The 8,261-nt window shown below is 61.1% G+C and carries 7 protein-coding genes and 6 pseudogenes; 1 reads left to right on the forward strand and 12 read right to left on the reverse strand.

From position 1 onward, the window contains the following. Nucleotides 1-147: 147 nt before the first annotated feature. The 12 genes and pseudogenes from tnpB to NKI19_RS32275 all read right to left on the reverse strand — a co-directional run. Entirely contained in the window at nt 148-303 is a 156-nt protein-coding gene (gene tnpB, locus NKI19_RS32220; protein ID WP_023743220.1) for an IS66 family insertion sequence element accessory protein TnpB, read from the reverse strand. Further along, entirely contained in the window at nt 300-653 is a 354-nt protein-coding gene (gene tnpA / locus NKI19_RS32225) for an IS66-like element accessory protein TnpA (RefSeq protein WP_352567656.1), read from the reverse strand. The genes tnpB and tnpA overlap by 4 nt, the downstream gene beginning before the upstream one ends. A 266-nt stretch (nt 654-919) precedes the next feature. After that, nucleotides 920-1,030, reverse strand: a pseudogene (locus NKI19_RS32230) (glycine oxidase); the annotation flags it as partial. A gap of 348 nt (nt 1,031-1,378) precedes the next feature. Beyond that, complete coding sequence (gene pyrE / locus NKI19_RS32235) at nt 1,379-1,975, reverse strand: orotate phosphoribosyltransferase (RefSeq protein WP_352567655.1); 597 nt, start codon at nt 1,973-1,975, stop codon at nt 1,379-1,381. Nucleotides 1,976-2,265: 290 nt separating this feature from the next. After that, nucleotides 2,266-3,007 (reverse strand): annotated as a pseudogene (locus NKI19_RS32240) (acetoacetate decarboxylase). Nucleotides 3,008-3,030: 23 nt separating this feature from the next. Continuing rightward, nucleotides 3,031-3,273 carry a hypothetical protein gene (locus tag NKI19_RS32245; protein WP_352567654.1) on the reverse strand — a complete coding sequence of 81 codons (243 nt, stop codon included), beginning with the start codon at nt 3,271-3,273 and terminating at the stop codon, nt 3,031-3,033. An 816-nt stretch (nt 3,274-4,089) separates the two neighbouring features. Next, nucleotides 4,090-4,281: a transposase gene (locus tag NKI19_RS32250; RefSeq protein ID WP_352567653.1), complete on the reverse strand. Its 192-nt coding sequence runs from the start codon at nt 4,279-4,281 to the stop codon at nt 4,090-4,092. Then, the gene (locus tag NKI19_RS32255) at nt 4,278-4,517 is read right to left on the reverse strand and encodes a transposase (protein WP_352567652.1); all 240 of its coding nucleotides are present in this window, start codon (nt 4,515-4,517) and stop codon (nt 4,278-4,280) included. The genes NKI19_RS32250 and NKI19_RS32255 overlap by 4 nt, the downstream gene beginning before the upstream one ends. Nucleotides 4,518-4,799: 282 nt before the next feature. Then, a pseudogene (locus tag NKI19_RS32260) lies at nt 4,800-5,940 on the reverse strand (IS110 family RNA-guided transposase). A 53-nt stretch (nt 5,941-5,993) separates the two neighbouring features. Further along, a pseudogene (locus NKI19_RS32265) lies at nt 5,994-6,339 on the reverse strand (IS5 family transposase); the annotation flags it as partial. Between the two features lie 491 nt (nt 6,340-6,830). Continuing rightward, on the reverse strand, nt 6,831-7,004 hold the full coding sequence (locus NKI19_RS32270; protein WP_352567650.1) for a hypothetical protein: 174 nt from the start codon (nt 7,002-7,004) through the stop codon (nt 6,831-6,833). After that, nucleotides 6,994-7,251, reverse strand: a pseudogene (locus tag NKI19_RS32275) (GDP-mannose 4,6-dehydratase); the annotation flags it as partial. The gene NKI19_RS32270 and the pseudogene NKI19_RS32275, both read right to left, overlap by 11 nt. An 817-nt stretch (nt 7,252-8,068) precedes the next feature. Here NKI19_RS32275 and NKI19_RS32280 point away from each other — a divergent pair. Then, nucleotides 8,069-8,261: pseudogene (locus NKI19_RS32280) on the forward strand (hypothetical protein); the annotation flags it as partial.

Below are 8,261 nucleotides of genomic sequence, written 5' to 3' on the forward strand. Positions count from 1 at the left end.
AGATGATGCGCAATGGACTCGAGAAGGCGGGCGTCACCGGCGATCACGGCGTGCGTTTCCGACCAAATGACTCCGTTCTGCAACTGCTGAACTCCATCTGAATTTATGTGGCGGAGGCAAGCTGGGTTTGGCCAGCCCGAAAGGGGGTCAGGGCGGCTCCGCCACATAATCTCGCCCAACGCATAAATGCGGATCCCGGCCCAACGTCTCCTGAACCTGCAGAGCGAGGCCTTGCATTCCGCGACGCATATCGGTCCGGCCGACCGCCAACCAGATCCGCACCTGGCTCGGAACCGGGATCATGAAATGCCCAGCGCCTTCACCATCGCCGCCGCCAATGTCGGCGGCGTGGTCAGCCGAATCCGCAGCCGCACCTTGCCGGCGACCTCCAGCTCGATCACCGCTGGGGATGCCGCAGGCCGCGAAACGGCGACAGGCTCATCGGGAGCCACGACAACTTCGGCAAAGCCCGTCTCGCGGGCTCTCATCGTGCGGCGCCACTTGTAGATCAGGCTGGTCGCGACATCGTACTGACGGGCCACCGCCGCCACTGTGGCCCCGGGCGCGAATGCCGCCGCCAGTATCCGGCACTGATCCGCTTCACTCCAACGACGCCGCCGCTCCGGCCCGGTCAATAACGTCATATGGCTCATGCTGTGCTGCTAACTTCGCTCGTAAGGACGACCTTAAGAGCGCAGCCTCGCTACCGTGCCATCCTCTCGCAAGGCGGCCTTCGCCGGAGGGTATCGGTTCATTCGGAATGTCTTAACTAGGTCTATCTCGATGGCAATTCGCTCGGGCCCGCTTGCATGACACGCCACCGAGGGGGCGCGCGCATGATACCGCGGAATGGGGAACGCAGCTCATCCGTGCTTGGAACGCGGCACGAGGGCCCCGTGCACCAACGCCGCATTCCACACCAGTCGGCGGCGTCGCGTCCGAGATCCAGCACCGGCTGCTCGGCGCGTTTACGCTCGCACCATGGCGCCGGCATGCCGCCGGCGAACCATGACGCATTGCCGCGGAGGCTGCTCGTCAGCAAAAGCGCGATAAGCCCTAATGGGCAACCTCATCGGGACCGAAAAGAGCGCTAAACCGGCCGGCTAGATCAATCCAGGGTGCCGCGTCGCCGATCTCTGAAGCTATGCGAACGATCGCCGCCAGATAATCGGCAAAAGCCTTCAGTCTTATGGCGCCTTGCTCAGAGAGGTAGCCAACGGCGTCAAGCCGCTGGTGAACGGCAGCGAGCATGTGTTGCACCAACAACAGGGAGGATGGGCAAGGGCAATCGCTCTCAGTCGCGAGGCGCTTGCACTCGCTGCAAATCGGTGGGATGTCCTCTAAGGCTAGGTCGCCGGAAAGACGTTGTATGAGATTGTCAGTGGCGTTCCACAAATTCGCTCGCATGCAGCACGGAATGCAGCGCTACGCCATGTTGGGCTAGCAGCGCCGTAGCTCCCTCGTCGCGGTCCACGAGGCAAGCAGCGTCACGCACAATGCCCCCGACGTGGCGAACCTCTTCAATCGCCTTCAATATCGAGTTGCCGCTTGTGGCAACGTCGTCAACGATCAGGACGACTTTTCCCTTGAGGTCCTCTTTAGGGCCAAGGCCTTCAATCACGTTCCTTGTGCCGTGGGCTTTTGGAGCCTTGCGAACGAAGATCGTGTTTATCGGTTTGTTCATGAGCGAGCTGACAGCCGCCATTGATCCGATTACGGGGACCGCGCCCATTTCAAGGCCGCCGACGTACTCTGCTTTCGTTTGCTCAACGATCTTTAGGAACTCAAGAGCGGCAAGTTGCGCGCCGCGCGCCACCATCATGGTAGGCTTCATGTTGAAATAGATGTCGCTCTCTATGCCCGACGAGAGCAGGTAGCGTCCGAATCGAAAAGAGCGCTCACGGACAATCTCGCGGAGTTCGTCCTTGTCGTGTTGGCCGGAATCAACTGGTCTGAATTTTGCCAGTGCCGCCATAGATCAGACCTCGCCCCTAGGGAAAAATTGGGTGCGGCATGCCCCTCAGCGACTACCGCTATGCGGCTTATGCAAGTGTTCGCGGGATGTGTCAATTAAAGTCAATACCGGTGCGACCGTTTCGCGCAGATTTTTTCCTTATCGTTATTGCGTGCCTAAAAGCGTAATCACGGGTTGGCGGCTCCCATGAGCGCAATCTCCTTGCCGACGCTACTCGCGGCTCCGGTGATCACCGCCACTTGTCGAGAAGCCGGCTACCGGCTCCGTCGTCGCGCTGGTTCGATAGGATATCATTCTGGAAGTTCATGGGTTCTTCCTTTCCGATAGCGAGGCTCGGCTTCCGAGGTAGTCGTGAACGACCTTCCCGAGCGCGAGCGTGAGATCTGCGACGAGGTGTACGGCCGAGACCACTTCCAGCACCGGCAGTTCGGCGACTGGGGCAAGCGCATGCGACCAGAGATTCAGGGCTGCCGGGCCGGTCCAGGCGCCCTCAGATCGATGTCCTCCAGCTGATATTCCACGAGCTCACAGATGCGCGGCGTGCCGTCGACATGCGGGATGATTTTTACTAGGAAGCTCGGTTCGGCGGTGCTTGTAGCCCAGGTACCCGTCGCGACGCGGACGGGGCCGTAGTCCAGCGTGCCAACGACGGTATCCGTCTCCGTTCGGAGCGTTGGGCTGGCGAGCTTCTTGGGAAAGCCCCACAACTCGCGTCCGCCGGCTATCGGCAGATGGTCATCGAGAAACATGCAGTGGGTGTAGCTCCCCCTGCGGCCACGGAAGGAGACAGGAATGACCTGTCCGCCTTCCGTGTAGTCGCCGAAGCCCGTCGAGCATGCGAATGAACTCGAATTTGACGAGAGGCTCGCACACCTGAAGCGGCTCCGGCACCAGGTCGCGCAGTTTCTGCGGATCGGTGCGATATGTGATGATCAGATACTCCCGGTTTCGGAAGCGATATGGGCCAGCCGGGTAGGCCGGGCTGGTCAGGGGCATGGCGAAAGCTCTCGCCCGGACGGTGTCTTGGTGCATGTCTGAAATTCCTTTGTGCTGGATCAAGCGGCGCTTAGATCGGTCTGCGTGTTAGCGGCGAGGCTCTCCTTGGCGCCGTCGTTCGGCCTCGAATAAGGATGCGTGCAGTAGATCGCGCGCAGCCATTTGCGCTGAGCGATTGCCTTGGGATCGCGCTCGTTGGCGATGATGCCGGACAGGATCTGGGCGCGGACGCGGTTCGATGGCTCCGGTTGTGGTCGCGGGACGAGTGGCAAGGTTCGAGGCAAAGTGATTTTGTTCCTCATTTTGAAGCCGCTGCTTCCCGGCTGCCCTCGTTGTAGGAGAAGGTGGATCGGCGGGCAGCGCCGAGCCGAATGAGCAACCGTCTTCTTGTTGCCAAGACTTGGTCGAGTGTCTTTGGATGCGTCTGGGAGACCCGCGGCGGCGGTATATTTCGGGAGGCGATCATAGGACGATTTCTCCTCATGACGGGGTTTGCGGATGAGCAAGCATTTACAATGCCAAATTAGAAATCGTTTCGAGGCAAAGCGATAGATCTGGCTCAGCTACGTTGCGTATCCGACATTGTCGGATATGGGACAGCGCCGAACGGAACAGCTTGCGGGTTGGGAGGATATCTCGCTCGTGCGGAAGAGGTTGCGCCTCGAAGGTCTCCGCCGCTCAGGCAAATGGCTCCGACGCTATGCTCCACCCACCATCGGCCCGGAGCTGTACCAGCTCAATCAGCGGAGAGAGGGTGAATGCGCGCCGGCGTCAACAAGAGACAGCGCTGTTAGGCGAATGTCTGGCGAAAGAGCGAGAGCCCGCTATTTTCGGTCGAAGCATAGCCGCATCGACATTGATTGAAGCGCACGAGCCCAGACATTTGGCGGAGAGGAGAACTGGCGCAGCGGAAGAGGTTGCGCCTTTGGTCTGTGGCCTGTAGTGGGCAGCAATGCCCGCCCAACACGCTGGATCGTTTCCAGCGCGCGCACATGCTCAACTCGCCCGTCCGGGCCCTCCGCTCAACCCGGTCTCAGCATTCGCGACGCGGCGCGCTCGATCGCGATCGACTGGCGCCGCGCCTCAACGAAACGGCATGGGCTAGGACGAATCCACATTCAGCGCAGCCATAGCATGACGGCGGCCAGGTGGATGAAGGCGAGGAAGTGGACGGTTCGCCTGTCATAGCGGGTGGCGAAGCGGCGGAAGTGCTTGAGCTTGTTGAAGCAGCGTTCGATGCGATTGCGGTCCATGTAGGCGACCTCGTCGTGCGGGGTCGGGACCTTGCGGGAGCGGGTTGAAGGGATCACAGCCGTAGCGCCATGTCGGCGATGGTCTGGCGCAAGTCGTTGTTGTCATAGGCTTTGTCGGCGAGCACCGCTTCAGCGTCGAACCCCTCCAACAGGGCCTTGGCAGAGAGGCAATCGTGGCGCTGGCCGGCGGTGAGGATGAAGCGCAGCGGCCGGCCAAGGGTGTCGCAGACGATGTGGATTTTGGTGGTCAGTCCGCCGGGAACGCCCCAACGCCTGACTTTGGCCCCCCTCATATGAGGCACATCGTGTCAATGGTAGTGGTGACGGCTTAGTTACTTTCGAACGTAGTCGGGATCGGCCTCGCGGCGAATTGCGGAACAAGTCCACATCACCTCATATCCGGTCGGCTCGGGTGGAGCCTGCACCCATATCCCGCATGCACGGGCAAGTTTGGCGAGGCCGGGAAGGATGGGACCCATCTTTTTGACGGCGTTAACAGCCCTGGGGGGCGCCGGTCCACATCCATCCCGCTTCGTCGCAAGTGACGTTGGCCGCCCTCGCGTCGAACTCTTTCGTCAGGCCTTGGTCATGGCGCCCTCCGGCAGCAGGCCCTGGGTCAGATACCGCCACAAGGCGATTATCAGCTTGCGCGCCAAGGCGACGATCATGGTGCGGCGGATGCGTCCTTTGCCGGTGCCGACGCGCTCGTGAAACCAGCGCGCGAGACCGCTATCGGGCTGATGGCGCAGCCACAGCCAGGCGAGTTCAATGGCGGTTCGTCGCGCTCGCGGATTGCCCGATCTCTGGATGCCTTGGTCGCGGCTGACCGCGCCGCTGCTCCAAGGGCTGGATGCAAGACCGAGATAACCGGCGACCTCACGCCGGTTCTGGAAATCGCGGAAGAACACCTCGTTCGTCATTACGCTTGCGATAGTCAGGCCGATGCCACGCAGATGACTCAGTTGGGCGATCCCGGGAGCTGTGGTCTCGGCGGCCTGACGCTGCTCAGCCTCGACCTCCATGATCATCTCGATTACTTGCCACAAGCGGCGGCACTCGCGCTTGATCTCGTTCTTCAGGCAGGGCGGCAGATCCCGCCCGTCAGCCGTGCGCAGCGTCTCGAGCTGCTCACGCCAGTCCCGTCTGGCTGGCTTGAAGTCGCGGATGCCCTGGGTCATCAAAAGCCCCTTGACGCGGCTCGAATGCTGGCCGCGTTCGTTGACGAGCCGAGCCCGTTCCCGGCTGCGACGGCGATCGTTCTCCTGCTCAAGGCTCGGCACTCGCACAACCCGGCAGACCCTCGGCTCGCCACGTTCCATCGCCATCAGCGTGCGCAGCAGCGCCGCCGCATCGAGGCGGTCCGTCTTGGCGCGGCGTGACCGGCGGTCGACCAGGATGCTGGCCGCGTCCAGAACCTGATTGTCGATGCCGCGGTCGCACAGGAAACGATGCAGCCAGAAACCGTCGTAGCCGGCCTCGTAGCACGACATTACCCGAACCGGACGCGTCAAGGCGGCCTGCGCCTGTTCGCGCCGGTGTTCAATGAGAGCCATAAGCCCTTCGGTGTCACCTCCTTGCAGGCGATGCAGGCTGATCTTGTCGACCGCCGGCGAGTGCAGGGCCACAAGCCAGGGTCGACTTGCTCAATTCCAGTGCCATGAAAATTGTGGCAGTCTTCTCGTCGACGGGCGGCAGAGCAACGGATGAGAGGTTCATGAGACGTCTCCAGGGTTAGGATGTCGGACCCCGAAACCTTACCTGAGTTCCGCCGCCCGTCGCCTCATGGGATCTTTTCCGCCCGCGGCCTGCTGGTGGACGCGGACCAGGGTAGAGTCGAGCATCAGGTATTTGTTGTCGAGGGCCTTGATCAGTTCGGCGAAGACCTTCTCCCAGACGCCGTTCTTGGCCCACCGCGTGAAGCGGGCGTGGACGCTCTTCCATTTGCCATAACGCTCCGGCAGGCGCTGCCAGAAGGCCCCCGACCGCAGCACCCATAAAACCCCGTTGACGAACAATCGGTTATCCGCCGCCGTCCGGCCGGGGTCATGTCGCCTTGCCCGGCAGAAGCGGCGCGATCCGCATCCACTGCGCCTCACTCAGCTCGTAGCGCTTCACACCCATCAATCCGCTCCGAATCAGAAAATCCGGAACGGATTGATTCAGCACTCTTCAAGCCTGGGAATCCTGAATGTGGATTGGTCCTAGCCTCGGCTGGCGGTTGGCGATCCGGTGGGATGCCACTAAACTGTCCCGATTTGTAAGTATCCGACGCCAGCAAACTTAGCCGAGGCGTTTTTGGGGTGCTTACCGGGAGTTGGGTGAGGAAAAGGGAATGCAGATCGACGCTGTCTTCGGCCCCGAGGGCGCCCTAAGTTCACCCTGGGCAAGCGTGCCGGAGGCTTCGCATCCTAGTGGCGGGCTGGACAGCAAGGCCGGCTCGGGCGCGAGATGAAGCGCGGTCATGAGATTGGCAACGTCGGCGCCGACCGGAGGAGATGGATCAGCAACGGCGATGCGAGGCCGAATCTTTTCGTTGGTCGGCGATGGAATGTCGCGACCTTCCCGTCAATCGATCGTTATTCCGTAGCCGCGGCAATCGGCCTCGGTCATTTCTGAGACGAGCTACCCGCGCTGTCGAAGCGGAACAGATGAATCGGTGCATTGGTCTTCAGATCGAAGCCGGCGCGAGTGTCGCTCAACCGTTCACCGTACATCCCTGCTTGCCGCAGCGCCTGCCGCGACTGGCGGAGGAGATCCTGCAAACGCTCCTCAACGATCATCGAAGGTGGTCTTTGGCTTCCAACCGAGCTGGGTGGCCGCCTTGGAGGCGTCGCCGATCAGCAGGTCAACCTCGGTCGGACGGAAATAACGCTTGTCTATCCGGATCAGCGCCTTGAGCACAAAATCGTCAGGCTCATGGTGCTGCAGGATGCGCCACATGCCCTCGACATAGTCGCGCGCCGAGCCCCAGTCGCGCTTTGCCTCCAGGTTGCCGAGATAGAGGCAGTCCTGCTTCCCGGCCATAATCGAGCCCTGCAAACTGCATTCACAGGTCGTCTTAATTTCGCCGACGGCCTGCAACTCACCACAGGTCGCACTTGGATTGCGTTCTACCTCTCGGTCGAGAACTTACAGGCGATGCCCTGGTATCGTATAGTCAGGGGAAGAAGCCTCTAGCTTTGGCCGAGGTGTTTACATGCCAGGAGACAACGCGCGACTGGTAGGCTTGTCGGCTTGAGGTAATCGAAGGCCCGACTGGGCGGCGGCAGCGTCGACAGCGGAAGGCACGGATCGTCGCGGAAGTTGTTCAGGCCGGCGCTCGGGTGGCCGAGGTGATGCGCAGAAACGGGGGGCACGCAATGGGGGCCTGGTCGGAAGGCACGGCTCGCGTTGCCCCTGAGGCAGGGCCTCGGCCACCTGCGTGGGCGACGCGGTGATCCGGGAGAGGCATGCGTCGATGCCGTGCATCTGTCGCGGGTGACCCGCGCTGTACTTGTGGCCCAACGATCGCCTCGGACGGCCGGGCACCAGTGCACGCAAAGCAGGATCACTCACCGCTCAAAACGGCGTCCCTGAACGTCACCGGCACCCAAATTCGCTGAGACCGCTCCATGCCACGCTGCCGGTAATCAAACAGTGCAACAGATCCTACAAGTAATTTCACAGAACCTTTGCAACCTAAAATCGCTGACGATGGTAGCTTCATCCAAAACCTGAGGTCAGGCACCTAGGCGCCCTAGGTACTTGAAAGTATCCCGACTGAAACGCGAGCCCATCTTCCAATGATCCGGTCTCGTCTTGGTAGCGGCAAATCACACTTCAATGAATCTGACGGGGAAGTGATATGGCGATCCAAAATTCTACCCATTCAATCGGCCCTCCGGGAAGCGGGGCGAGCATTGCGGCTAGAGAACTTGTGGAAGCGGCCGCCGATGAAGTTTGGAGGCCATACTTTTATCACCAGACATTCGATGGCGCAGATGCGGCTGAGATTATCGCCGAGGACGGGCAGCAGCTAAGGGTTCATTCTAGCGACG

The sequence above is a fragment of the Mesorhizobium sp. M0751 genome (assembly GCF_040320265.1).
Lineage (GTDB): Bacteria > Pseudomonadota > Alphaproteobacteria > Rhizobiales > Rhizobiaceae > Mesorhizobium.

Bases quoted from the DNA above. Each gene is read 5' to 3' on its own strand.
- tnpB (WP_023743220.1), bottom strand. From the start codon at position 303: ATGATCCCGGTTCCGAGCCAGGTGCGGATCTGGTTGGCGGTCGGCCGG.
- tnpA (WP_352567656.1), bottom strand. From the start codon at position 653: ATGAGCCATATGACGTTATTGACCGGGCCGGAGCGGCGGCGTCGTTGG.
- pyrE (WP_352567655.1), bottom strand. From the start codon at position 1,975: ATGGCGGCACTGGCAAAATTCAGACCAGTTGATTCCGGCCAACACGAC.
- NKI19_RS32245 (WP_352567654.1), bottom strand. From the start codon at position 3,273: ATGAGGAACAAAATCACTTTGCCTCGAACCTTGCCACTCGTCCCGCGA.
- NKI19_RS32255 (WP_352567652.1), bottom strand. From the start codon at position 4,517: ATGAGGGGGGCCAAAGTCAGGCGTTGGGGCGTTCCCGGCGGACTGACC.
- NKI19_RS32270 (WP_352567650.1), bottom strand. From the start codon at position 7,004: ATGATCGTTGAGGAGCGTTTGCAGGATCTCCTCCGCCAGTCGCGGCAG.